This window comes from Arenimonas sp., from assembly GCF_041919775.1.
Lineage (GTDB): Bacteria > Pseudomonadota > Gammaproteobacteria > Xanthomonadales > Xanthomonadaceae > Arenimonas.
In genome coordinates this window covers 1-24,236 of record NZ_JAYRTE010000005.1, presented here as the reverse complement: position 1 = coordinate 24,236, position 24,236 = coordinate 1, and the positions used below count along the sequence as shown (strand labels likewise).

General features: G+C 69.4%; 21 protein-coding genes. 11 read left to right on the top strand and 10 right to left on the bottom strand.

Translation table 11 applies throughout. The features are described from left to right. Positions 1-107 precede the first annotated feature (107 nt). The 4 genes from ACE3TE_RS04705 to ACE3TE_RS04690 all read right to left on the bottom strand — a co-directional run bounded on the left by ACE3TE_RS04705 (position 108) and on the right by ACE3TE_RS04690 (position 4,295). Entirely contained in the window at positions 108-1,283 is a 1,176-nt protein-coding gene (locus ACE3TE_RS04705) for an ABC transporter permease (protein WP_374602657.1), read from the bottom strand. Next, on the bottom strand, positions 1,280-2,014 hold the full coding sequence (locus tag ACE3TE_RS04700) for an ATP-binding cassette domain-containing protein (protein WP_374602655.1): 735 nt from the start codon (positions 2,012-2,014) through the stop codon (positions 1,280-1,282). Before ACE3TE_RS04700 ends, ACE3TE_RS04705 begins: the two co-directional genes overlap by 4 nt. Continuing rightward, positions 2,011-3,465 carry an alpha/beta hydrolase gene (locus ACE3TE_RS04695; protein ID WP_374602654.1) on the bottom strand — a complete coding sequence of 485 codons (1,455 nt, stop codon included), beginning with the start codon at positions 3,463-3,465 and terminating at the stop codon, positions 2,011-2,013. The genes ACE3TE_RS04700 and ACE3TE_RS04695 overlap by 4 nt, the downstream gene beginning before the upstream one ends. A 77-nt stretch (positions 3,466-3,542) precedes the next feature. Continuing rightward, positions 3,543-4,295, bottom strand: a complete 753-nt coding sequence (locus ACE3TE_RS04690; RefSeq protein WP_374602652.1) for an FAD-binding oxidoreductase — start codon at positions 4,293-4,295, stop codon at positions 3,543-3,545. Positions 4,296-4,411: 116 nt separating this feature from the next. Between ACE3TE_RS04690 and ACE3TE_RS04685 the strand changes: the two genes are divergently transcribed. The 7 genes from ACE3TE_RS04685 to ACE3TE_RS04655 all read left to right on the top strand — a co-directional run bounded on the left by ACE3TE_RS04685 (position 4,412) and on the right by ACE3TE_RS04655 (position 12,357). Further along, positions 4,412-5,347 carry an ABC transporter ATP-binding protein gene (locus ACE3TE_RS04685; protein WP_374602650.1) on the top strand — a complete coding sequence of 312 codons (936 nt, stop codon included), beginning with the start codon at positions 4,412-4,414 and terminating at the stop codon, positions 5,345-5,347. Beyond that, positions 5,344-6,111, top strand: coding sequence for an ABC transporter permease (locus ACE3TE_RS04680; RefSeq protein ID WP_374602648.1), 768 nt, complete (start codon positions 5,344-5,346; stop codon positions 6,109-6,111). Before ACE3TE_RS04685 ends, ACE3TE_RS04680 begins: the two co-directional genes overlap by 4 nt. A 71-nt stretch (positions 6,112-6,182) precedes the next feature. Beyond that, complete coding sequence (locus ACE3TE_RS04675) at positions 6,183-6,728, top strand: ECF-type sigma factor (RefSeq protein WP_374602646.1); 546 nt, start codon at positions 6,183-6,185, stop codon at positions 6,726-6,728. Between the two features lie 4 nt (positions 6,729-6,732). Further along, on the top strand, positions 6,733-9,348 hold the full coding sequence (locus ACE3TE_RS04670) for a protein kinase (RefSeq protein ID WP_374602644.1): 2,616 nt from the start codon (positions 6,733-6,735) through the stop codon (positions 9,346-9,348). Positions 9,349-9,423: 75 nt separating this feature from the next. After that, on the top strand, positions 9,424-10,539 hold the full coding sequence (locus ACE3TE_RS04665; RefSeq protein ID WP_374602643.1) for an OmpA family protein: 1,116 nt from the start codon (positions 9,424-9,426) through the stop codon (positions 10,537-10,539). Beyond that, a complete protein-coding gene (locus tag ACE3TE_RS04660) occupies positions 10,536-11,831 on the top strand; it encodes a hypothetical protein (protein WP_374602641.1) in 1,296 nt (431 codons plus the stop codon). The genes ACE3TE_RS04665 and ACE3TE_RS04660 overlap by 4 nt, the downstream gene beginning before the upstream one ends. 37 nt (positions 11,832-11,868) lie before the next feature. Next, a complete protein-coding gene (locus ACE3TE_RS04655; protein ID WP_374602639.1) occupies positions 11,869-12,357 on the top strand; it encodes a hypothetical protein in 489 nt (162 codons plus the stop codon). 92 nt (positions 12,358-12,449) lie between these two features. Here ACE3TE_RS04655 and ACE3TE_RS04650 read toward each other — a convergent pair whose 3' ends face one another. From ACE3TE_RS04650 to ACE3TE_RS04640, 3 genes are read right to left on the bottom strand one after another with little or no spacing between them, the layout of a single operon-like run. Beyond that, positions 12,450-12,611, bottom strand: coding sequence for a hypothetical protein (locus tag ACE3TE_RS04650; protein ID WP_374602638.1), 162 nt, complete (start codon positions 12,609-12,611; stop codon positions 12,450-12,452). Between the two features lie 55 nt (positions 12,612-12,666). Beyond that, positions 12,667-13,440, bottom strand: a complete 774-nt coding sequence (locus ACE3TE_RS04645) for a hypothetical protein (protein WP_374602636.1) — start codon at positions 13,438-13,440, stop codon at positions 12,667-12,669. Then, positions 13,437-14,228 (bottom strand): TatD family hydrolase, encoded by a 792-nt coding sequence (locus ACE3TE_RS04640; protein ID WP_374602634.1) that lies wholly within the window; start codon positions 14,226-14,228, stop codon positions 13,437-13,439. Before ACE3TE_RS04640 ends, ACE3TE_RS04645 begins: the two co-directional genes overlap by 4 nt. A gap of 93 nt (positions 14,229-14,321) precedes the next feature. Here ACE3TE_RS04640 and hrpB point away from each other — a divergent pair, with 93 nt between their 5' ends. Beyond that, on the top strand, positions 14,322-16,832 hold the full coding sequence (hrpB, locus tag ACE3TE_RS04635; RefSeq protein ID WP_374602633.1) for an ATP-dependent helicase HrpB: 2,511 nt from the start codon (positions 14,322-14,324) through the stop codon (positions 16,830-16,832). A gap of 92 nt (positions 16,833-16,924) precedes the next feature. After that, on the top strand, positions 16,925-17,434 hold the full coding sequence (locus tag ACE3TE_RS04630) for a hypothetical protein (RefSeq protein ID WP_374602631.1): 510 nt from the start codon (positions 16,925-16,927) through the stop codon (positions 17,432-17,434). 135 nt (positions 17,435-17,569) lie between these two features. On the opposite strand, the gene ACE3TE_RS04625 is transcribed toward ACE3TE_RS04630, so the two are convergent. Beyond that, entirely contained in the window at positions 17,570-18,331 is a 762-nt protein-coding gene (locus tag ACE3TE_RS04625; protein ID WP_374602629.1) for a class I SAM-dependent methyltransferase, read from the bottom strand. A gap of 56 nt (positions 18,332-18,387) precedes the next feature. Then, complete coding sequence (locus ACE3TE_RS04620) at positions 18,388-18,933, bottom strand: pseudouridine synthase (protein WP_374602627.1); 546 nt, start codon at positions 18,931-18,933, stop codon at positions 18,388-18,390. 67 nt (positions 18,934-19,000) lie between these two features. Here ACE3TE_RS04620 and ACE3TE_RS04615 point away from each other — a divergent pair, with 67 nt between their 5' ends. Next, positions 19,001-20,770 (top strand): ABC transporter ATP-binding protein, encoded by a 1,770-nt coding sequence (locus ACE3TE_RS04615; RefSeq protein WP_374602625.1) that lies wholly within the window; start codon positions 19,001-19,003, stop codon positions 20,768-20,770. Between the two features lie 85 nt (positions 20,771-20,855). Here the strand turns inward: ACE3TE_RS04615 and ACE3TE_RS04610 are convergent, their stop codons facing one another. Next, on the bottom strand, positions 20,856-21,770 hold the full coding sequence (locus ACE3TE_RS04610; protein ID WP_374602623.1) for a class I SAM-dependent methyltransferase: 915 nt from the start codon (positions 21,768-21,770) through the stop codon (positions 20,856-20,858). Positions 21,771-21,958: 188 nt separating this feature from the next. Between ACE3TE_RS04610 and katG the strand changes: the two genes are divergently transcribed. Next, on the top strand, positions 21,959-24,172 hold the full coding sequence (gene katG / locus ACE3TE_RS04605; protein WP_374602621.1) for a catalase/peroxidase HPI: 2,214 nt from the start codon (positions 21,959-21,961) through the stop codon (positions 24,170-24,172). The last annotated feature ends 64 nt before the right edge of the window (positions 24,173-24,236 follow it).

Here is a 24,236-nt window from a genome sequence, read left to right as displayed (position 1 = left end):
GGGCCTTTTCCTTGCTGACTGTAGGAGCGCCTTCAGGCGCGAATCCCTTCTTTGCCGAAGGCAAAGCCAAAAGATTCGCGCCTGAAGGCGCTCCTACCGAAGCGGGTTCAGGTCGAGACGGCCAGCTGTTCGCGGTGGTAGATGCGCACCGCCAGCCAGGTCACCAGCACCGCCAGCGCCAGCGTGCAGCCGAAGCTGAGCGCGAAGTCCGCCAGCGCGACGGTTTCACCGCGCGCCAGCTGCATGATCAGCAGGTTCTGCGACAGCAGCGGCGTGGCCGACATCCACAGCTCGCCCTTCATCGGCGAAACCATCAGCAGCACCGACGGGATCATCGGCAGCAGCATCAGCAGCGAGAGGTAGGTCTGGGCCTCGCGGTAGCTCTTCGCGTAAGCCGCCACCACCGTCTGCAGCGCGGCGAACACCAGCGCCAGCGGCACCATAAGCAGCCCCGCCCGCAGGATCAGGCCAGCGCCGAAATCGACCTTCATGCCCAGCTTGTCCAGCGGGATGAACTGGAAGGCGACCGCGAACGCGACCAGGCTGAGCATCATCGACACCATCGCGAAGCCGAAGGTCGCGCCGAGCTTGCCCAGCACGATCTGGGCCCGCGAAGCCGGGCTGGCCAGCAGGGGCTCCAGCGACTGCCGTTCGCGTTCGCCGGCGGTGGTGTCGATCGCCAGGTACATGCCGCCCAGGAAGGCGCCCAGCACCAGCAGGTAGGGCAGGAAGCTGAGCAGCTGGCCGGCGCGCTGCTGCGTGCTGGCCAGGTCGCGCTGGGCCACGACCACCGGCGAGAGGATCGCCGGATGCAGGCCGCGGGCGCTGATGAGCAGCGCCGACTGCTGCTTGGCGTAGGCATCGAGCAAGGCCGTCAGCCGCATCATCGGTGCGCGCGCGTCGCGGTCGGAACTGTCGTGCAGCACCTGGACCTGGGCGGTTTCGCCGGCGCGCCAGCGATCCGGATAGTCGGCGGGGATCACCAGCACCGCGCGGGTGTCGCGTTCACGGATGGAAGCCTCGGCATCCTCCGGCGCCGCCTGCACGGTCACGCCCTGCCGGCGCAGGAAACCAACCAGGTTGGGTGCGTGTTCGGCGCCCACCACGGGAATCTCCAGCGGCTTCTCCGCATTGGACAGTTCGCGCGTGATCATGAAGCTCATCATCATCACGAAGAACACCGGACCCAGCAGCGGGCCCATCACCAGCGCGTTGAACACCGTCTTGCGGTCGCGCAGGTTCTCGGTGACTTCCTTCAGGAAAACGGTGGTCGCGGCGCTCATGCCATCAGTCCTTCTTCGGTGCCGATCGCCTTCACGAAGGCGTCCTCGAGGTTGGCTTCGCCGGTCTGCGCGCGAAGCTCGTCAGCCGTGCCCTCGGCCACCACGCGGCCGTGCGCGATGATGACGATGCGGTCACACAGCGCCGCGACCTCCTGCATGATGTGGCTGGAGAACAGCACGCAGCGGCCCTCGTCGCGCAGTTGGTGCAGGAAGCGGCGCATGGCGCGCGTGGCCATCACGTCCAGGCCGTTGGTGGGTTCGTCCAGGATCACGTTGCGCGGGTCGTGCACCAGCGCGCGGGCGATCGCGGTCTTCACCCGCTGGCCCTGCGAAAAGCCTTCGGTGCGACGGTCGATGATGTCGCCCATGTCCAGCGCGTCAACCAGGGTTTGCGTGCGCGCGGCGATGGTGGCGTCGTCGATGCCGTGCAGCCGGCCGAAGTAGCGGATGTTCTCGCGACTGGTCAGTCGCTTGTACAGACCGCGCGAATCGGGAAGCACGCCAAGGCGGCGGCGAACCGCTTCGGGATCAACGGCGGCGTCGACGCCGTCCACGATCACCTGGCCGCGGTCGGGCCGCAGCAGCGTGTAGAGCATGCGCAGGCTGGTGGTCTTGCCGGCGCCGTTGGGCCCCAGCAGGCCGGTGATCTGGCCGTCGTTGGCGCGGAAGCCGACGCCGTCCACGGCGACGACCTTGCCGAAGGCCTTGTGCAGGTCGCGGACCTCGATCATGGCGCGGCTCCGTTGTAATCCAGGAAGAAGGGCGAGGCGTCGAGCACCTCCAGGCAGCCGGCATCGAGGCCGACCGGATCGAGCGTGTCGACGAACTCCGCCGCCAGCCTCGGGGTGCAGCCACGCGAGAGCAGGATGTGGCCCTGGCCCTTGCCGACCAGATGCCGCGAGCGCGGCAGGGTTTTTGCGACTTCGTCGCCGTAACGCGGCGGCGTCACCGGATCGAGTTCGCCGGACATCAGCAGCGTCGGCAGCCCGCTTTCAAGCGGCTCGCGGAAGTCTGCCGAAACCGGGCCGCGCGGCCAGACGCTGCACTGGTTGAGCGTGACGCCGACGATGGCATTGCCCAGGATCAGCGCCTCGTCCTCGTCGCGCGAAGCAAGGCGCGGCGCATCCTCGGCGCAGATCACCGAAAGCTGCATGCCGTGGTTGATCTGCCCGGCCAGCGAGTCGTAAACCAGCGCGGCCTGCGCCAACAGGGCTTCAGGGCGACCCTTTTGCGCCTCGTCGAGCAGCAGGGGCAGCAGGGCCGCGGTTTCCGGCGCGTAGGCGAACAAGCGCGCAATCACCGCGACGGCCGCTTCGTCCAGGCGCTGTTCGCGCCGGGCGAAGCTGCGCGGGTCCGGCACCGTCACCGTCGTCGGCTGTTCGCGCACGCGGTCGCGCAGCGCGTACAGGGTGCGGTAGGGATCCCCGAAGGCCTCGCGGCAGGCAGCATCAGCGGCACAGCGGCCCAGGATGGACTTGAGCGTGTCCTCGAGGTTGATGCTGTGCTCGCTGCCCAGGGCCAGGCCCGGCGGCACCACGCCGTCGAGCAGCAGGCTGCGCACGCCATCGGGGTGACGGCGCGCATATTCCTGGGCGACGCGCGTTCCGTAGGAGCCGCCGTAGACGTTGAACTTCGGTGCGCCCAGGGCCTGGCGCAGCGCCTCGAGGTCGGCCACCGCCACGGTGGTCGTGTACTGGGCCACGTCGGCATCGAAGCTGGCCAGGCAGTCCCTTGCCAGCTCGACCTGCTGCTCGTCGGAAGCCTCGGACTCGGCCAGCTCGTCCGGGAAGTCGCAGGCCAGGCGGTGTCCTTCGCCGGTGCCGCGCTGGTCGACGAAGACGACATGGCGCTTCTCGAGCAGCCGCGAGAACCCCCCGGCCACCGACGGATACGTTTCCGTGGCGGACTGGCCCGGGCCGCCGGCAATGAACAGCACCATGTCCGGCTCGGCCTCGGCCGAACGCGCGGCGGCCAGCCCGACCTTCAGCTTCAGGGTCCGGCCGCCGGGTTTTTCCGGGTTCTCGGGGACTTCCAGCGTGGCGCATTCGAGCGCGGTGGTGGCGCCGGTGCCGGGCTGCGACAGTTCGCAGGGCGTGAATTCAAGCTGGCCCAGGGTGCGGGCCTGCGCCGAGGGCGCGGCGACCAGCGCCGCCAGGACCAGCGGCAAGAGCAGGGGTTTCATGGACTCTCCCATCCGGGCCAAAACGGCCCACAGGATGACAGACGACCGGGGACGCCGAAACGTGACGAAGGACCTGCCTACTTGGCGCTGACGTACTTCTCGCGGCGGATGTGCGGCACCGGCAGTCCCGCGGACTTCAGCACCTCGAAGCATGCGTCGACCATGTTGGGGTTGCCGCACAGGTAGGCGATGTCGCCGTCGGCCGAGGGCGCGAATTCCGCCAGGGCGTCCTGCACGTAGCCGCGACGGTCGTCCGGTGAAGCGTCCGCCGGCAGTGCCCGGCTGAAGCAGGGCACGAAGCGGAAACCCGGGTTGGCGGCAGCGAAGGCGCGGAAGTCGTCGCCGTAAAGCAGCTCCTGCGGCGTGCGGCAGCCGAAAAGCAGAACCACCTCGATGCCGCGCTCGCGGATCAGCTCGGCCAGCCGCGGCAGCATCGCGCGGTAGGGCGTGACGCCGGTGCCGGTGCCGATCAGCAGGTAGCGGCGGTTGGTGTCATTGGGCATCAGGCAGAAACGGCCGTAAGGGCCGGAGGCCTGGATCTGCTGGCCTTCGTCGAGCGCCTCGAACAGCGCCGTGGCGGCGCCGCCGGCGACATAGCTGACCGCGATCTCCACCGCCTCGCCCGGTCCCAGCGCATGGTCGTGCATGGTCGCCAGGGAGTAGCTGCGTTTGGTCGGCGTGCCGTCGGCGTAGTTGAAATGCACCTGGATGAACTGGCCGGGGATGAAGTCCAGCGGCTGGCCATCGTCACGGGCGAATTCGAGGTGACGCACGCTGGGCGCCAGCATTCGGCTGCCAACCACGCGAAGCGGGAAATGCACGATGGCCAATACGGACTCCGGGAATGGGAAACAGTGTGCCGCCCGGGCCCGGGGGCCGGGCGGCAAGGCGCCTATAATAAGGCCCCATCGCCCACCGGCGCAGCGCCGGCCGGCCCAGGAGCCCCATGCAGAAACTACCCGCGCTGGAGATCACCGATCTCCGCAAGACCTATGACAATGGCGTCGAGGCCCTCAAGGGCGTGTCCCTGCGGGTCGGGGAAGGCGACTTCTACGCCCTGCTCGGGCCGAACGGTGCCGGCAAGTCCACCCTGATCGGCATCGTCAGTTCGCTGGTGAACAAGAGCGCCGGTGAAGTGCGCGTGTTCGGCGTCGACCTGCACGCGAACCGTTCGCAGGCGATGCGCCTGGTCGGGCTGGTGCCGCAGGAGATCAACTTCAACATGTTCGAGCAGCCGCTCGACATCCTGGTCAACTACGCCGGCTTCTACGGCATCCCGCGCGCCGAGGCGCTGGTGCGTGCCGAAGAAGAGCTCAAGAAGGCCCAGCTCTGGGACAAGGCGCGCAAGATGTCGCGCACGCTGTCGGGTGGCATGAAGCGGCGACTGATGATCGCCCGCGCCATGATGACGCGGCCAAAGCTGCTGATCCTCGACGAGCCGACCGCCGGCGTCGACATCGAGATCCGCCGCGGCATGTGGAAGACGCTCAAGGAGGTCAACGCCGCCGGCACCACGGTCATCCTCACCACGCATTACCTGGAGGAGGCCGAAAGCCTGTGTCGCAACCTGGCGATCATCGACCACGGCCGCATCATCGAGGAAGGCCCGATGAAGACGCTGCTGGCCAAGCTCGACGTCGAAGGTTTCCTGCTTGACGTCGAAGGCGGCCTGCCGGCGACGCTGCCGGCGATCGAAGGCGCCACCCTGCTGGCCGAGGACGGCCACACGATCGACCTGGAGATGCCGCGGGACATGGAGCTCAACCGCGTGTTCGCCGCGCTCGACCAGGCCGGCATCAAGGTGCGTTCGATGCGCACCAAGTCCAACCGGCTCGAGGAACTGTTCGTGCGCCTGACCGGAAATGCAGAGGTGAACCCGTGAACCCCAACCTGGTCGCGCTGTTCACCATCGCCCGCCGCGAGGTCGCCCGCATCCTGCGCATCTGGGGCCAGACCCTGGTGCCGCCGGCGATCACGATGACGCTGTACTTCCTGATCTTCGGCAACCTGATCGGCTCGCGCATCGGCACCATGGACGGCATCAGCTACATGGACTTCATCGTGCCGGGCCTGGTGATGATGTCAATCATCCAGAACGCCTACGGCAACATCAGCTCGAGTTTCTTCGGCGCCAAGTTCGGCCGGCACGTGGAGGAGCTGCTGGTCAGCCCGATGCCCAACTGGGTGATCCTCGGTGGCTACGTCGCCGGCGGCGTGCTGCGCGGGCTGATGGTCGGCGCGATCGTGCTGGGCATCGCGATGCTGTTCACCACGGTGCGCATCCCGCATCCGCTGGTGACGCTGGCCACGGTGTTCCTGGGCGCGGTGATCTTCTCGCTGGCGGGTTTCGTCAACGCCGTGTACGCCAAGAAGTTCGACGACGTCGCCATCGTCCCGACCTTCATCCTCACGCCGCTGACCTACCTGGGCGGCGTGTTCTATTCGGTGAAACTGCTGCCGCAGTGGGCCGAGACGGCCACCCATCTCAACCCGATCTTCTACATGGTCAATGCTTTCCGCTATGGCCTGCTCGGCCAGTCGGACGTGTCGATGGCGGTGGCCTTCGGGCTGATGCTGGCCTTCGTGATCGGCCTCGGCACCCTGGCCCTGTGGCTGCTGCGCCGGGGCGTCGGGCTGCGCACCTGAGTCCGCCCGGGCTGGCGTTGCCCGGGCCTGCGGGTTAACGTCGGGCCGGTTTCCCTTCCGGCCCCCGACGGATGACTGGCGATATCACGGCATGGTTGGCGTCGGCGCGCGAAGGCGATCCCCGGGCGCTGGCCCGCGCTTTCGAAAGCCTGTACGCGGAACTCAAGCGACTGGCCGCCGCGCGGCTGGGCCAGGGCGGCGACGCCACGCTGTCGCCCACCGTCCTCGTACACGAAACTTACCTGCGCCTGTTCGCCGGCGGCGCCCTGCCGCTGGAAAGCCGGCAGCACTTTTTCGCGGCGGCCGCCCAGGCCATGCGCTGGATCATCGTCGACCACGCCCGCCGACGGCTGGCCGACCGCCGCGGTGGCGGCCTGGTGCGCGTCGAAATGGACGAAGACCAGGTCGACGAACTCTCGCCGCAGCGCGTGATCGAACTGGACCAGGCGCTTGAACGCCTGGCCCGCGCCAGCCCCGAAAAAGCCCGCCTGGTCGAGCTGCGCTTTTTCGCCGGCCTGGAGTTCCCCGAACTCGTGGCACTCCTGGGCCGCTCCGAACGTTCCTTGAAACGAGACTGGGCCAGCGCCCGTGCGGCCCTGCACGCAATGATGGAATGAGCCCATGGCCGGCGCCGGCGACGATACCGATTCGAAACTCTGGCAGGACGCCATCGCGCTGTTCGAACGCCTGCGCGACCTGGACGACGACCAGGCGGCTGCTGCGCTGGAAGCCGCGTCGCCGGCGGTTCGGGACCGCGTCCGGCGCATGCAGAAGGCCGAAGCCGGCACCGGTCCGCTCGACCAGCGCCTTCCGGACGCGCATACCCCGGAACAGCTCGGCCGCTGGCGCATTGGCGCGGTGCTGGGTCGCGGCGGCATGTCGGTCGTCTATCGCGCCCGTTCGAGCGTGGCGCCGGAAGACCAGGTCGCCGCGGTCAAGCTGCTGGCGCTGCCGACGCCGAGTGACGAGGCACGCGCCAGGTTCGCGCGGGAGATCCAGATCCTGGCCCGGCTTCGGCATCCGGGCATCGCGCCGCTGTTTGATGCCGGCGTGGCGCCGGACGGTCGGCCCTGGTTCGCGATGGCGCTGGTCGACGGCGAGGCGATCGACGCCTGGAGCGCACGGACCCGGCCGGACACGCGCGACATTGTCGGTCGCGTCGCCGCCGTCGCGGACGCGGTGGCACACGCACACCGGCACCTGGTGGTGCACCGGGACATCAAGCCCGGCAACGTCATGGTCGACGCCGAGGGCCGCGTGGTGCTGCTCGACTTCGGCATCTCGCGCGTGCTCGAGGAAGGTGTTTCGGAACTGACCAGCGGCGGCAGCTACCCGCTGACGCCGCGTTATGCCGCGCCCGAACAGCGACGCGGTGGTCCGGTGTCGACGGCCACCGACGTGTACGGCCTGGGCGCCCTGCTGCATACGCTGCTGCTGCGCGCGCCGCCGGTGCTGCCCGACAGCGCGGACACCGCGGTGCTGCCCGGCGACTGCCGCCTGCCCGCGGACCTGCAGGCGGTGCTGCGCCAGGCGCTGGCGCGCGAGCCCGGCCAGCGCTACGCCGGCGCCGCCGAACTCGCCGCCGACCTTCGCGCCTGGCTCGACGGCAAGCCGGTGAAGGCCCGTCGCGGCGGCTCGGGATACCGCCTGCGACGCTGGATCCGCCGGCATCCGCTGCCGGCCGCGCTGGCCGCCGCGCTGGTGGCCAGCATCGCGGTGGGTGTCGGTACCAGCCTCTGGCAGGCGGGCGAAGCGCGGACCCAGGCGAACGCCGCCCGCGAAGCCCAGGCCGAGGCCGAAACGGCCAGGGCGCGCGCCGAAGCCGTTCGCGACTACGTGGCGGAGATGCTGGCGGCCTCGAACCCGAGCCTGGGGCGCGAAGCGACCGCCGCCGACCTGCTGGACGCGGGCGAAGCGCGGGTCGACGCCGCCCTGGAAGCCGGGCAGCCCGAGGTGGCCACCGACCTGCTGCGCCTGATCGCCGGCGCCCGGACCACGCGTGGCGAATACGATGTCGCCGCGGAACTGTTCGAGCGAGGGCTGGCGCTGGCCGAAAGAACGCCCGGCATCGATCCGCGCCTGCACTGGACGCTGATGGCCGATTACAGCGAGGCGCTGCGGCCGGTCGGCAAGAACCGGCGTGCGGTCGATCTGGCCACCGACGCCCTGGCCATGGCGCGCAGGCACGGCGCCGACGAACATGAACTGATCCTGCTGACGCTGGAGCTCGCCACGACCGAATCCGCTGCGGGCGATAACGAGCAGGCGCTGGCGCGTATGGAACCGCTGCGGGAGCGCTTCCGCGAGGACGACCTGCGCGGCAGCCAGACGCATCTCAGATACCTGGAGTTGCTCTCCACGGTGAACGCCCTTCTGCGCAAGCCGGACGACCGCGAACTGTTCGAGGAACGGCTGGACGTGGCCGCCCGGGTGTACGCCAATAACCCCGGCTGGCTGGCCTTCACCTACGCCGATGCGGTGCCGACCCTCAGGCGTTGGCCTGACTACCCGCGGGCGCAGGAACTAGCCGACGCCGCGGTGAAGGTGGCCGACGAGAACTACACCGAACCCCACGTCATCGCCGCCATCGCTTACTGCAACGCTGCCGGCCTGGCGCTGGACCGCGGTCGGCGCGAGGAAGCGATGGAGCTGCTCGACCGAACCATAACGATCGATGCGGCCCTAAAGCGGGTGCACGCGCACGCGCTGAGCTGCTTGCTGCACCGGGCCGAGCTTCGCGGCCTGGCGGGCGATGTCCCCGGCGCGCTGGCCGACGTCGCGGCGGCCGAGACCATGCGCGTCGCCCTGGGAGAGGGGCCCGAAAGCCGCTGGCGGGCCACCGGCTGCGCCTATGCCATGCGCGCGCACCTCGTAGCGGGCGATCCGGACGGCGCCCGCGCCGCCCGTGCGGCCTGCCGCGATGCAGCGGGAAACGAATCCCTGCTGGAGATGGCGGACGCGGAGCTGGCCCTGCTGGAAGGCAAGCCAGGCCTGGCTGCGCAGCTGCTGCCGGCGCCGCCGGGTGATGCGCCCGAGCCCATTGCGCCGATCTGGTTGCGCAACTGGCGCCTTCGCCTGGCACTGCTCGACGCCACCGACCCGGCGGCCGCGGCCGAGCTGCGGCCGGCGGTGCTGGCGGCGGTCGAGGCCATGCCCGGCCCATGGAAGAACCGCGAGCTCGTGCAGGACTGCCTGGCCAGGCCCGGGGCCGCGCTGTCCTGCCCCGGCGCCCTGTGAACACCATCTCGTGGCACGACCTGGCGCCGGTCGGCGTATTGCACGGAGTCACCCCAGAATTCGCAGGAGTGTTCCATGCGCGTGTTTCCCGTTCTTGTCCTGGCTGCCCTGATGGCCATGCCGCTGCCCGGCCTGGGCCAGGACTTCGGCAAGTCACTCCGGCGCACGGCCGAACGGGCGGTGCAGGGCGAAGTCGAGCGCGCAGTTGATCGCGAGGTCCGGCGCGCGACGCGCTGCGCCCTAGGCGATGAACGCTGCGCCAGCGAAGCCCGGCGCCGCGGCGAGCAGGTCGAATACGTCGATGCACGGGGCCGGGCCACTTCCGCGCCGGTCCCTGCGACGGGGCAACAAGCGTCGACCGCGGCATTCCGGGTCGTGCCCTATGCCGGCTCGAGCCTGCGCGACAGCGAGGTCCAGGCCTTCGACGAGTACAACTTCGTCACCGGCCGGGAGGACAATGGCGACCTGCGCAGCCGCCGGCTGGAAGGGCGCGTGAGCAAGGAGGTCTACGACAACCCCGGAGGCCGCTCGACGCTGGAGATCGCGCGCAACTACGAGCAGGCGCTCACCGGCCAGGGCCTGCGCATCGTGCACCGCTGCGCCGGGCGCGCCGAATGCGGCGGCACCGGCACGCGCGAGGCCAACTGGATGCGCGTGGCCGACATGAACATCGGCGTCGGCGGCGACTTCCGCTACCTCGCCGCCGAAGGCGAGGTGGGCGGTCGCGCGATCGCCGCGGCGGTGATGGTCAACAAGCAGCGCAGCTGGGTGTATGTGGTCGAAGGTGAGGCCATGCAGACCGGCCAGGCCGGCGTCGATGCGGCGGAGCTCGCGGCCGAACTCGCCGCGGCCGGCAAGGTGCGGCTCGACGGCATATACTTCGACACAGGCAAGGCCACGCTGCGGCCGGAGTCGTCCGATGCGCTGGCGCAGGTGGCCGAACTGATGCGCGCCGATCCTTCGCTGGAGCTCGAGATCGTCGGCCACACCGATGACGTCGGCGACGCCGGCGCAAACCTGCGCCTGAGCGAAGATCGCGCGTTGGCCGTGCGTTCGGTCCTGGTGATCGAACATCGCGTGCCCGACCGGCGCCTGCGTTCGCGCGGCGCCGGCGAGTCGGAACCGGTGGCACCGAACAGCAGCGAAGCCGGTCGTGCGTTGAACCGCCGCGTCGAGCTGGTGAAGCCATGAGCCGGCGGGCCGCCTGGATCGGAACCGGGGCCGCGGTGCTCATCGCCGGCGCGGCACTCGCGGCCACCGGCCGGCTGCCCAACCCGTTCGACCCGCCGTCGCCGGATGTCGTCGACTCGGGCAGCGAATCGGCCCGCGAGGCCGGCGAAATCACGATGCCCGCGCCGGCCTCGGCCAGCGACCCGTTCGCGCCGGCACTGCCGATCGTCGAATCGGGCTCGGCCGAAGCGCGCGACCTGGTGGGAGAGGTGATCGAGGAAATCCACAATCCCTTCGAACTGCCGCCGATCGAGGTCGTGGAGTCGGGCACCGACGAAGCCTGGATCGCGCACGGCGAGGAAATCACCGACCTCAATGCGGTGAAGCAACTGGCGATGCTGCGCGCGCGGGCCGAGGCGGCCTTCGTCGCCGACAGCGGATTTCCACGCAATCCCGAGAGTGAGCTGGGCGTACACCGCTTCGACCTGCGCCTGCGCCAGCTCATCGACTCGGCCGAGGGCCTGGGCGAGATCACCTACTTCGTCAATTCCGCCGACAACAGCATGTACTTCCCGCACTGGGGACTGGGCAGCTGGCTGCCGAGCAACCAGTTCAACCAGGGAGAGTTCCATTTCCTGCTGCGCCAGGCCGACGGCGACACCCTGGTGTGCGGCAAGCAGGTGGACATCGGCCCGGCCTGCCTGCAGCTGGGCGAAGAGCTGGGCGCCGGGTTCGCCTGGCTGCGCAACTCGGCGCTGCATCGCGAATTCCTGCGCTCGGTGCCGCGCACGCCGCAAACCCTGGGCGAAGGCCCGGGCGGCGCGGTGCAGGGCCTGCGCGGTCGCGGTGAGACCGGCCACCTGCAGTTCTGGGTCAGCCGCAACGCGCACCCGGTCGCCACGCAGATGCCTTACCTGGGCCTGGGTGTCGGCCTGATGAAGGATTACCGCGTGCGCGCCAACCGCCTGGTGAAGCGCATGCTCGCCGAAGGCGCCGACAGCGACGGCGGCGACCTGGTGATGGACCTGATCGAACTCGATGCGGCCCGCATCGAGGCCGACACCACGCCCTATCGCTTCGTCACCGCCTTCACCGCGCGCGGGCTCGAGGAGGCGACGGCGCTCGGGCAGCAGGGTTTCGACCTGCAGGCCCAGGCCATCGCGATCCGGCAGGCGCTCGACGCCTGCCCGAAAGGCCGGCCGGGGCGCGAATGCCGCGAGCGTGAACGGGCGCGGATGAAGGCGCTCGAAGACGGGTTCCGCGACCAGGCGCTCGACTTCGGTCGCCGACACGGGCTGCCGGTCGACGACTGAACCGGCGGCTTTTCCTTCCACCCCCCGGAGATCCCCCATGAAGAAACTTCTTCCCCTGTTCTCCCTCGCTGGTGCCTGTGTTCTGGCCGCGGCGTCGGGAGCCCGCGCCCAGACCATCGATTGCCGTGTCGTCGAAGCCATCGGCAACGCGATGCGTGCCGAAGTGATCGCCGCCATCGACAGCGACATCGCCGGCGACGAGATCGAGATCTCGCGACGCAAGACGCTCAACCTGCTGGGCGTCGAGGACGTCACGTTCAAGGGCTGCAAGCTGCGCGCGAAGGTGCTGGTGGACCTGGAGCGCAAGATCCGCCGCGATGCGTCGGGCCACGCCTGGGTCACGGGCACGGTGCAGTCCTACGGCCTCAGCCCCCAGCCCTGGGTTTGCCTGGACCGCAAGCCGAAGGTGGACAAGGTGGAGCTGAAGAACACGGCGAACCTCGGCGAACGCATCTACGCCCGGATCGCCCGGCGCACGATGGCGCCGGACCGCTGTTTCCCGGTGGGTGTGGCGCCGGCGCCCTGAACCTGGCCCGGGCGGCATCCGGCAACCCGGAGAATGCCGCGGCGGTGGCGCTCGTCGCTGCCGCGGAGGTTTCAAAAGGCCCGTCCCGGCCTTCATCGCGCAGTGCGTTGATCCAGCAGTTCCTGCCAGTACTGCCATTCCTCTTCCGTCAGGGCGTCCACGCCCTCCAGCCAGGTCAGGCCCAGACCACCGCGTCGCACCAGCACCATGGCGACCATCGGCATCCCCGGCTGGCTCGCGTATCCACGCGGCATGCGCACCAGCAGACCCGCGGGGAGGCCAGCCGAATACACATCGGCCCGCGGCACCTTAGAGCGACGGGAGAGGCGCAGGGACTCGCCCGGCAAGAGCACTGCATGGCGGCGTTCGACCGGAGAGCTGTCGGTCGCGCGGTTGAGGTCCGACAGGCCCATGTAGGCGCTGGAGAACGCGCCCAGGCTTCCGAGCAGCAACACCTTCAGCAAGACGTGGTGGAACCGGGAGCTGCGCCCGACCAGCCAGAAGGCCAGCGCCAGCAGCACGGCGACCACCGCGGCCGCGCCGCGCCACGGACAAACCGCCGGGCGGCGGAAGGGCCGCCTGGAGGGCGCGCAGCCGGGGCAAGGCCCATTGCCTGATTTTTTCCCCGTCGGCGGCGTCGGGCGTGGTGAGCGAAATTCGCAGCACGCCATCCCGGCAAACGATCTGGCGCAGCCCTGCACCCTCGGGCGGAAGGCTGGCGACCAGCCGCTGCAGCAAGGCGCAGGCTTCTTCGTTCTCCCGCATCAGGGCTTCAATGCGCGGGTCGTCGGCCGTCAGGTAGACGGTCTTGTCGAAAGGGTTGCGGCCGACCTGGATCTCGCGCGTCCAGCCGAGGCGCTTGAAGAAGCGGTCCATCCTCGTTTCGACCCGGCACTCGAAATCCAGCCAGGCGCGGGTCGGGATGCCGATTTCAAGGCCGATCCGCTTTTTCCGGTGGTGTTCCTCGCGGATAAGAAGCCCGTCGGCGCCAGCTTTTCCCCGCCAGCGCACTGCCAGTGGCGACAGGATCGCTGCCACGCTGCCGACGAGGATAAGCCCGAAGGCAGCGAGCAGGCCGTTCAAGGCGCCAGTCCGAAGAACGCCTCGGTCGTCGCCACCGTCGCGGCGGCGGTGGTTTGCATGGTTTCGCCCCGGTCACGGGCCAGCTCTTCGACGATGTGCGCCAGGTACATCGGTTCGTTGCGACGATGGCTGGGCATCGGCCGCACGGTGCGCGGCAGCAGGTAGGGCGCGTCGGTTTCCACCATCAGGCGGTGCGCGGGGATGTCCTTCACGAACTCGCGCAGGTGCTTGCCGCGGCGTTCGTCGCAGAGCCAGCCGGTGATGCCGATGTGCCAGTCCTGGTCGAGGTAGTCGAAACACTCTTCACGGGTGCCGGTGAAACAGTGCACGACCACCGGTCCGAGCTTGCCTTCGAACGCCTTCATGATCGCCATGAAGTCGCCATGGGCGTCGCGCTGGTGCAGGAACAGCGGCAGCCTTGTTTCCGCGGCGAGTTCCAGCTGACGTTCGAAGGCCAGTCGCTGCGCCGGCCGCGGCGAGAAGTCGCGGTGGTAGTCCAGGCCGCATTCGCCGGCCGCCACGACTTCCGGCTCGGCCTGCAGGGCGCGCAGCTCCGCGATCGCCTCGGCCGTGCACTCGACCGCGTGGTGCGGATGCACGCCGGCGGTTGCCCACAGCAGGCCGGGATGCGCACGCGCGAGTTCGAGCGCCCGCACCGACCCGGCGCGGCTGGCGCCGGTGACCACCATCCGGCCCACGCCGGCGGTGCGGGCACGCGCCAGCACGGCGTCGAGGTCGTGGTCGAAACTCTCATGGCCCAGGTTGGCGCCAATATCAATCAAATCCATAAATGGGGTCAGAGAACATATTTGCTTGAAGCGCGCCATTGAAACATAAATGTTCTCTGACCCCATTGGGGTGGGGCGGCTACACTGCGCGCCGTGGGCGGGACTGACTTTCCGATTGCCGAACTGTTGCCGGGGCTCTTGCGCAGCCTCGCCGGGCATCCGCGCCTGGTGCTGGAGGCCCCGCCCGGCGCCGGCAAGACCACGCAGGTTCCGCTTGCGCTGCTCGATGCGCCCTGGCGGGGCGATGGCCGGATCCTGATGCTGGAACCGCGCCGGGTCGCGGCGCGCGCCGCCGCCGGTTTCATGGCAAGCCAGCTGGGCGAGGCGCCGGGGGAGACGGTCGGTTACCGCATCCGCTTCGAATCGAAGGTGTCGGCGCGCACCCGCGTCGAAGTCGTCACCGAGGGCATCCTGACCCGGATGATCCAGGACGATCCCACGCTCGAAGGCGTGGCCGCGATCGTGTTCGACGAATTCCACGAACGCCACCTCGCCGGCGACCTGGGCCTGGCGCTGGCCCTGGACGTGCAGTCCCAGCTTCGTGACGACCTGCGCATCGTCGTCATGTCGGCCACGCTCGACGGCGAGGCGTTGGCGCGTTTCCTCGACGCACCGCGCCTGACCAGCGCTGGCCGCAGCTTTCCGGTGACGGTGTCGCACTTCCCGGCGCGGCGCGACGAGGGCTGGACCTCTCAACTGCGCCGCTGCGCGGCCGCGGCGCTGGAGAACCATCTGGGCGACGTGCTGGTCTTCCTGCCGGGGCAGCGGGAAATCGGCCTGGCGCAGGCGGCGGTCTCCACGCTGCCCGACGCCCATGCCGCAGGGACGGCCGCCGGCGAGCTCCAGGTACTCGCCCTGCACGGCGATCTCCCCGTCGAGCAACAAACCGCCGCCCTGAATCCCGATCCCCAGGGTCGCCGCCGCATCATCCTCGCCACCAACGTCGCCGAAAGTTCGGTCACCCTGCCAGGCGTGCGCGTGGTGATCGACCTGGGCCAGGCGCGCGAGCCGCGCTACGACCCCAATTCCGGCTTTTCGCGGCTTGAAACCGTCGCGATCTCGCAGGCCTCGGCCGACCAGCGCGCCGGTCGCGCCGGTCGTGTCGCCGAAGGCTGGGCGTATCGCCTGTGGCCGCAGTCGCAGCGACTGGAACCGATGCGCACGCCCGAAATCGCCCAGGTCGAACTGGCCGGCCTGGCGCTGGAGCTCGCCGCTTGGGGCAGCAACGACCTGCGTTTCCCCGACCCACCGCCCGCCGGCGCACTCGCGGCGGCGCGCGAACTGCTGCAGCGACTCGGTGCCCTGGACACCGACGCCCGGCTTACCGCCTTTGGTCGCCGGATGCTGGCGCTGGGCACCCATCCGCGCCTGGCGGCGATGCTGATGGCGCCCACCGCGGCCGAAGAAACGGCGCTGGCCTGCGACCTTGCCGCCCTGGTCGAGGCCCGCGATCCCCTGCGCGAACGCAGCGACGCGCTGGCCGCACGCTGGCAGGCGCTGGCCGCGTTCCGCGCGGGGCGGGCGCCGGGGCAGGCGAACCGGGGCGCGCTGGCGGCGATCGACGCCGCCGCCCGCCAGTGGCGCCGTCGCCTGCGCTGCGACACGCCGCCACCCGCAGAGGTGCCGGCGCATTGCCTTGGTGACCTGCTCGCACACGCTTTCCCCGACCGCGTCGCCCGCCAGCATCCCGCCGACCCCCGCCGCTACCAGCTCGCCAATGGCCGCATGGCGCGCCTGTTCGATGACAGCGCGGTGTTCGGCGAACCCTGGCTGGTCGCCAGCGAACTGCGCTTCGAGGCGCGGGACTCGCTGGTGCTGCGCGCCGCGCCGGTGGACGAAGCGCGCCTGCAGCGCGATTTTCCGGACCGGTTTTTCGAAGGCGACGTCGTGCGCTGGGACGCCGATGCCCGTGCGCTGGTCAGCCGCCGCGAGCGCCGCTTCGACCGCATCACGCTGGCATCCCGTCCGGCCGGACGCCCCGACCCGGCGCTGGCGGCGCAGGCGCTGACCGACGCCGTCGGCGAACTCGGCCTCGACGCCCTGCCCTGGACCGAGGCCCTTCAGCAGTGGCGCGAACGCGTGCGCTGCCTGCGCGAATGGCTGCCGGACCAGGGCTTCCCCGACCTGTCCGACGAGGCACTGCTGGCCAGCCGCGGGCAGTGGCTCATGCCCGCCTTCGCCGGCAAGACGCGGCTGGACGCCCTCGATGAAGCGACCCTCGGCGAGGCGCTCAAGTCGGGCCTCGACTGGTCGCTGCGCCAGCGCATCGACGCGCTGGCGCCGCGTCGGATCACCGTCCCGTCGGGCCTCGAGCGCCCGGTCAGCTATGCACTGGGAAGCCCGCCGGTGCTGGCGGTGAAACTGCAGGAACTGTTCGGCCTGGCCGACACCCCGCGCGTGGCCGACGGCCGCGTGCCGGTGCTGCTGCACCTGCTTTCGCCGGGCGGAAAACCGCTGCAGGTGACCCAGGACCTTCGCAACTTCTGGCAGTCCACCTACCCGGAAGTGCGCAAGGAAATGAAGGGTCGCTACCCTCGCCATCCGTGGCCCGAAGACCCCTGGACCGCCACCGCGACGCATCGCGCCAAGCCGCGCGGAACCTAGGCGTCCGGCCAGGCCGCTGCGCTGCGTTCATGTTTCTCAGGGTAGGCTGTGGGGGCAATTCCGTCGCTACACCCCGATCCCGGAGACAAGACATGAGCAAGAAGAACACGATTGTTTCGAACGCCATGACCAAGCTGGGTGATGCCGGTTCGGTTGCCAGGCACAAGCTCGGCGACGCCGGAGCCCTGGCGAAGAAGAAGTGGAACCAGGCCGACCTGGCCAAGAAGGCCGGTGCCATCGTCAGCGCCGGCGCCAGCGTTGCTGCGGTCAAGCGCGGCTCGTCGGCGGCCATCAAGGCCGTGCGCAAGCATCCTGTCGGTACGGCCGTGGGCGCTGCCGCCCTGGCTGCCGTGGGCGCCGCGGTGTACGCGGTGAACAAGCGCAAGAAGGCGACGGCCGCCGGTGGCACCGCCAAGAAGTCCACCCAGGTGACGGCCAAGAAGGCCACCGCCAAGAAGGCGGCGACCAAGAAGGCCCCGGCGAAGAAGGCCGCGAGCAAGACCACTGCGCGCAAGTCCGCCGCGAAGAAGGCGCCGGCCAAGAAGGCCTCCACGCGCAAGACGGCGGCCCGCAAGGCACCGGCCAAGAAGTCCGCCAGCTAAACCTCCTTACAGGAGGAGCTTCCCTTTGGGAGGCAGTTCCTCGTGGGACGGACTTCCTTGTGGGAGGGACTGAAGTCCCTCCCACGGTGGAAGTCCCTGCCCAGGTGAAACGCTCCGCCCAAGAAGCCCGCGCTGTTACAGATCCGCCGGCGGCGAACGCCCGGCGCGGATCGACAGCAGCCAGCCCACCTCACGTTCCCGCTCCGGGTCGCCCCAGGCCTCGGCGAAGCGCGGCTGCAGTTCGGCGACCGCGTCGCGTCCGGTTTCGGCCAGGCAGCGCTGGCTGGCCGACCAGCTGCGCAGGTAGGCCAGGTACTGGGCCAGGGTCCAGGACTGGGTCATCTCCAGGCGCGGGATCTCACCGAGCGCCTCGAAGTGGAAAGGCAGGTGCCGGTAGCCGTCCTCGACGTGCCGGCGCTCGTGCGGCCAGTAGGCGCCCAGCCGGTCCTCGTAGAGTTCGTTGAACACGGCGTCGACGTCGCGACTCACCCGTGACTTGCCATAACACCAGACCGCGCACAGGCCATCGGGTTTGAGCACGCGCAGGGCTTCGTGGCAAAACCGCTCCTGGTCGAACCAGTGGTAACACTGCGCGGCGGTGACCAGGTCGACGGTGCCCGTGCGCAGCGTGCAGTGTTCGGCCGTTTCGACGCGCCAGGTGACGCGCTGGTGTTCGGGTGCGTTGGCGATCTGCTCCGCGCTGGCGTCGCTGGCGTGCACGCGGTTGAACCAGTGCGCCAGCGCGAGGCTGGCCTGGCCGTTTCCGCAGCCGACGTCCCAGACCAGGTCGTGGTGCCGGCAGTTGTCAGCCAGCCACTGGTAAAGCGCGTGCGGATAGGTGGGACGCGCCGCGGCATAGTCCGCTGCGTGCCCGGAAAAATGATCCTTGAAGTCCACGCACCCTCCGGCCGGTCAATGGGGTCAGACCCCATTTGACTCCCGGGCTCCGGAGGCTACAAGGGCTCTTCGCGCCACAGGCCCGGGCGCAGGCCCTCGAGCCGGTGCGGGCCGACGGCGATGCGCAGCAGGCGCAGGGTCGGCAGGCCGACCGCGGCGGTCATGCGCCGCACCTGGCGGTTGCGGCCTTCGGTGATGGTCAGTTCGATCCAGCTGTCGGCGACCGTCTTGCGCTGGCGCACCGGCGGGTCGCGCGGCCACAGCCAGTCGGGGGCGCCGACCAGCTTCTGGGCCTTGGCCGGGCGCGTGGTGCCGTCCTTGAGCTCGACGCCCTGGCGCAGCGCGGTGAGCTGGGCTTCCGTGGCGTCGCCTTCCACCTGGGCCAGGTAGGTCTTGGGCCAGTGGAACTTGGGCGAACTGATGCGGGCGATCAGCGGGCCGTCGTCGGACAGCAACAGCAGGCCCTCCGAGTCCTGGTCCAGCCGGCCGGCGGCGTAAACCCCGGGCGGCAGGTCGAAGCCCGCCAGCGTCGGCCGCGGCGGCTCGGTCTTGTCGGTGAACTGGCTCAGGACGCCGTAGGGCTTGTTGAAGGCAATCAGCATCCGTCCATTCTACGCCGCATGGGAAAATGCTGCCGGGGCCAGCACCGGCCCCGTCCAGGGAACCCCCATGACCCGCGAACACCCGCTGCGCCGGCTTGCCGGCTTCGCCCGGCCGCACCGCGGCACCACCGTGGCAGCCACCGTCTATTCGGTGCTCAACAAGTTCTTCGACGTGCTGCCCGAACTGCTGATCGGCGTGGCCGTCGACGTCGTGGTGAACCAGCAGGATTCCTTCCTGGCCGGCCTGGGCGTGCCCGATCCGTTGCACCAGCTCTACCTGCTGGTCGCGCTGTCGATCGTGGTCTGGGTGCTCGAGTCGGTGTTCGAATACCTGCTGGCGGTGAAGTGGCGCGGCCTCGCGCAGGAGCTGCAGCACGCGCTGCGCCAGGCGGCCTACGGCCACCTGCAGCGGCTGCCGCCGGCGGTGATCGAACGCGAGCGCAGCGGCCGGCTGATGGCGCTGATGAACGAAGACGTCAACCAGATCGAACGCTTCCTCAACACCGGCGCCAACGACCTGATCCAGGTGTTGGTGTCGTCGCTGCTGGTCGGCGCGGTGTTCTTCGTGCTGACCGCGAGCCTGGCGGCGCTGGCGATGCTGCCGATCCCGCTGATCCTGATCGGCGCGTTCTGGTTCCAGAAGCGGCTGGCCCCGCGCTACGCTGCCGCGCGCGACGCCGCGGCCACGGTATCGGCGCGCCTGAACAACAACCTGGCCGGCATGGCCACCATCCAGGCCTACACGGCCGAGGACTTCGAGGCCGAACACCTGCGCCAGGCCTCTGATGGCTTCCGTGCGCGCAACGCCGATGCGATCCGGTTTTCGGCGGCGATCACGCCGGTCATCCGCATGGCGATCCTTGCCGGCTTCGTGGCCACGCTGCTTTACGGCGGCGTGCTGACGCTGCGCGGCGAGCTGGGCGTAGGCAGTTATTCCGCGCTGGTGTACCTGACCCAGCGCCTGCTGTGGCCGCTGACCCGCCTGGCCGACATGGTCGACCTGTACCAGCGCGCCATGGCCTCGGTGAACCGGGTGATGGACCTGCTGGACATGCAGGTGCCGGTGCGCGGTACCGGCGCGGTGCCGGCGGGCGCGCGCGGCGAGCTGCACTTCGAGGACGTGGGTCTCGACTACGACGGGCGCATGGCGGTGCAGGGCATCAACCTGCACGTGCCCGCCGGCGCCACGGTCGCCCTGGTCGGCGGCACGGGCGCGGGCAAGTCCACGCTGCTCAAGCTGCTGCTGCGTTTCCTGGATCCGAAGCAGGGGCGGCTGGTGCTCGATGGCGCCGACCTGGCGGACATCGCGCCGGCTTCGCTGCGCCGCGCGGTGGGCTACGTCGCGCAGGAACCCTTCCTCACCGACGGCACCGTCGCCGACAACATCGCCTACGGCGAACGCCAGCCCGACCGCGCCCGCGTGGAGGCCGCGGCGCGCGCCGCCGAAGCGCACGCCTTCATCGACGCGCTGCCGCTGGGCTACGACAGTGAAGTGGGCGAACGCGGCGGCAACCTCAGCGGCGGCCAGCGCCAGCGCATCGCCCTGGCCCGCGCGCTCTACCGCGACCCGAAGGTGCTGGTGCTCGACGAAGCGACATCAGCCGTGGACAACGAAACCGAAGCCGCGATCCAGCGTTCGCTGGCCCGTGCCGCGAAAGGCCGCACGACCCTGGTGGTCGCGCACCGCCTGAGCACCGTGCGCCACGCCGACGTGATCCACGTGATGGACGCCGGCCGCATCGTCGAATCGGGCAGCCACGACCAGTTGCTGGAAAAGGGCGGCGCCTACGCCGCCCTCTGGCGCCTGCAAACCGGCGAGGCGCCGGAAAGATTGTAGGAGCACCTTCAGGTGCGAATCTTTTGACTTTGCCCTTGGCAAAGAAAGACTTCGCGCCTGAAGGCGCTCCTACACGGGCCCCAGCTTACTCGGCGGCGGGCTTCACGAAGCGCAGCGTCATGCGGTCGCTTTCGCCGATCGCGGCGTACTTGGCGCGGTCGGCTTCGTCGTGGTTGTTGCCCGGGGGCAGGGTCCAGACGCCGTTCGGGTGGTCCTTGGTGTCGGCCGGGTTGGCGTTGATTTCGCTCTTGTCATCGAGCACGAAACCGGCCGCCTCGGCCAGGCCGATCACGTAGTCCTCGGGCAGGTAGCCGGAGGTCTTCACTTCGGCCAGGGTCTTGCCGGCCGCGGCGCGGTGCTCGACCACGCCCAGCACGCCGCCCGGGGCGAGCACGTCGTAGAAGGACTGGAACATCGCCGCCTCGTTGCCGGCCATCACCCAGTTGTGCACGTTGCGGAAGGTCAGCACCACGTCGGCCGAACCCGGCTCGCCGAGCACCGGCGCCTTCGGGTCGATTTCGACCAGCGTCGCCGCGCCATAGACGTCGGCGCGGGCCGCCAGCTTGTCGCGCAGCTTGGTGTTGGCTTCGGTGTAGTAGTTCTGGGCGCGCTCGTTGCCCGACTTCGACGGGTCGTTGATCACGCCGATGTAGCGGCCCTTCTCGCCCGGCAGCGCGGCCAGGATCTCGGTGTACCAGCCGCCGCCCGGGGAAATCTCGATGATCGTCTGGCTGGGGCCGACGCCGAAGAAGCCCAGGGTTTCGCGCGGGTGGCGCCATGCGTCACGCGAGGCGTTGGATGGGTCGCGCCAGTCACCGGCCAGCACCTTGTCCATCGGATCGACCTGGGCATCGCGGTCGGCAAGCTCGGTGTCGGCGGCTACGGTCGCTTCCGGGGCGGCTTCCGGCGCGGCCACCGGCTCTTCGGAGGCGGGGCTGCAGGCGGCCAGGCCCAGCGACAGGGCGAAGGCAAGGGCGAGGGGGGTGCGCGTGGTTCGCATGAAGAGGCTCCGGGGGCATGAAAACGAGCCCGGAGGCTATCACGCGGACCCGTTAAGCCCCTGCAATGGCGGCTCTGGGCGAAACGATAGCCAGTTCCTATGGCAGCCATTGGAAAAAAGAACTTCACCTATCGGGCCAACGGGGCCACTGTGGTCGGACCCCATCGCGGACCCCAGGAGAGAACGCCATGTCCAACGAAGCAAAATGCCCCTTCTCGGGCGGAAGCCGCAGCCAGGCCATCACCGGCGCCTGGACCAATGCGGACTGGTGGCCCAACCAGCTCAACCTTGGCATCCTCCACGGCCATTCGCCCCGGGCCAACCCGATGGGCGAGGACTACGACTACCGCGAAGAGTTCAAGAAGCTCGACCTCGACGCCGTCATCCAGGACCTGCATGCCCTGATGACCGACTCGCAGGACTGGTGGCCGGCCGACTACGGCCACTACGGTCCTTTCTTCATCCGCATGGCCTGGCACGCGGCCGGCACCTACCGCATCTCCGACGGCCGCGGTGGCGGCGGCACCGGCGACCAGCGCTTTGCGCCGCTCAACAGCTGGCCGGACAACGGCAACCTCGACAAGGCGCGCCGCCTGCTGTGGCCGATCAAGCAGAAGTACGGCAAGCAGCTGTCCTGGGCCGACCTGTTCATCCTGACCGGCAACGTCGCGCTTGAGTCGATGGGCTTCAAGACCTTCGGCTTCGGCGGCGGCCGCACCGACATCTGGGAGCCCAACGCCGACGTGTTCTGGGGTCCGGAGCAGGAGTGGCTGTCGACCAGCGACAAGGAAAACAGCCGCTATTCCGGCGAACGCGACCTGGCCAACCCGCTGGCCGCCGTGCAGATGGGCCTGATCTACGTGAACCCGGAAGGCCCGGACGGCAACCCGGACCCGCTGCTGTCGGCCCGCGACATCCGCGACACCTTCGCGCGCATGGCGATGAACGATTACGAGACCGTCGCGCTGACCGCCGGCGGCCACACCTTCGGCAAGGCGCACGGCGCCGGCGATGCCTCGCTGGTGCAGGTCGAGCCGGAAGGCTCGGACATCGAGAACCAGGGCTTCGGCTGGGTGAACGGCTACGAGTCCGGCATGGCCGGCCACACAATCACCAGCGGGCTGGAAGGCGCGTGGACGCCGACGCCCACGAAGTGGGACATGAGCTACTTCGACGTGTTGTTCAAGTACGACTGGGAACTCACCAAGAGCCCTGCCGGCGCGCAGCAGTGGCAGGCCGTCGGTCTGAAGGAAGAAGACATGGCGCCGGCCGCGCACGAGCCGGGCCGCAAGGAAAAGCTGATGATGAGCACGGCCGACATGGCCATGCGCATGGATCCGGCCTACGAGAAGGTCTCGCGCCACTTCAAGGACAACCCGGACGAGTTCGCCGACGCGTTCGCCCGCGCCTGGTTCAAGCTGACCCACCGCGACATGGGCCCGCGCAACCGCTACCTGGGCAAGTACGTGCCCGAGGAAGTGCTGATCTGGCAGGACCCGGTGCCCGACGTCGACCACCCGCTCGTGGACGACAAGGACGTGGCCGCGCTGAAGAAGAAGGTGCTCGATTCCGGCCTGGCGACGCAGGAGCTGGTCTACACCGCCTGGTCCTCGGCCTCGACCTTCCGCGGCAGCGACAAGCGCGGCGGTGCCAACGGCGCCCGCATCCGCCTGGCGCCGCAGAAGGACTGGGAAGTGAACCAGCCCGAGCAGTTGGGCAAGGTGCTGTCCACGCTTGAAGGCATCCAGAAGGACTTCAACGCCTCCGCCAGCGGCGGCAAGAAGATCTCGATGGCTGACCTGATCGTGCTGGCCGGCAATGCGGCCGTCGAGGCGGCGGCGAAGAAGGGCGGCTTCGACATCACCGTGCCCTTCCACCCGGGTCGCACCGATGCCACGGACGAAATGACCGATGCCGATTCGTTCGCGCCGCTCGAGCCCAAGGTAGATGGCTTCCGCAACTACGTCGCCAAGGGTTTCGAAGGCTCCGAGGCCGAGATGCTGGTCGACCGCGCCGCGCTGCTGCGGCTCAGCGCACCGGAAATGACGGTGCTGGTGGGCGGCCTGCGTTCCCTGGGCGCCAACTACAAGGGCGCCAGCCACGGCGTGTTCACCAAGAGCCCGGGCACCCTGAACAACGAAGTCTTCCGCAACCTGCTCGACATGCGCACCAAGTGGAAGCGTTCGGAAGGCAACCGCGACATCCTCGAGGGCCGCGACCGCAAGACCGGCGAGCTCAAGTGGACCGGCACGGTGTCGGACCTGGTGTTCGGCTCGAACGCGCAGCTGCGTGCGCTGGCCGAGGTCTATGCCGCCAGCGACGCCGGCCAGAAGTTCGTCGACGACTTCGTTGCCGCCTGGACCAAGGTGATGGAGGCGGACCGCTTCGACCTGCACGGCTGAGTCCCGGGCCTGGGGTCAGGTGCAGTAAGAAAACGAAACGGGCGGGGTCCACTGGACCCCGCCC